The 606-nt window shown below is 50.3% G+C and carries 1 pseudogene; it reads right to left on the bottom strand.

Annotated elements, in window-relative coordinates:
* Window positions 1–413: 413 nt before the first annotated feature.
* Window positions 414–606 (bottom strand): annotated as a pseudogene (locus tag K4039_RS26660) (hypothetical protein); the annotation flags it as partial.

Here is a 606-nt window from a genome sequence, read left to right on the forward strand (position 1 = left end):
AGCCACTTCAACCACTGAAAACCCAGGACTCTTACAGCTATTGGATATATATGCTGCGGGTTTTGAACTCCAGTGAGGTCAGGGTTTTGGTAATACGCCCTGCCTTGGGGGGGGTTGCTTTTTTAGGTTCTGTTTCATCGTAGGAACTCCCCATTAACGCCAGTGTCATCCCGTATCGGAGGTCTGTTTGCGTCCTGTTCCCAGCTTCGACCTCCCGAATTCCGAGTCGGGTCATCGTGGGCAGATAGGGAGTCACGTCTGAGTCTGACGGGTGAGACTTGCACTCACATCATGTCTGGAGTTCAGCTAGACTTGGGAGTCTTGGCTGGCAGAGTTATTTACGGACTTGACCGTGATTCATCTGCAACGAATCGCACACATCCTCCCCACTGATGAATCAGGGGGATTCCAATCTACCCAAACAAAGAAAGTTGTTTAGGGAATTGGTGGGTTGACGCTTCGCTGGAAGATGCCACATTAGATGCGGTCTTACTCCGTCCTCCACGTCCGTTTTTAGTCTCGGACAATCCACCCGCGACTTTTATAATTAAAGTCAGTGAAGGAGTCGCCTCCTCCACTGCTCTCCAAAACGGAACGTGATCGTTT

The sequence above is a fragment of the Lyngbya sp. CCAP 1446/10 genome (assembly GCF_026130175.1).
Classification (GTDB): domain Bacteria; phylum Cyanobacteriota; class Cyanobacteriia; order Cyanobacteriales; family Microcoleaceae; genus Microcoleus.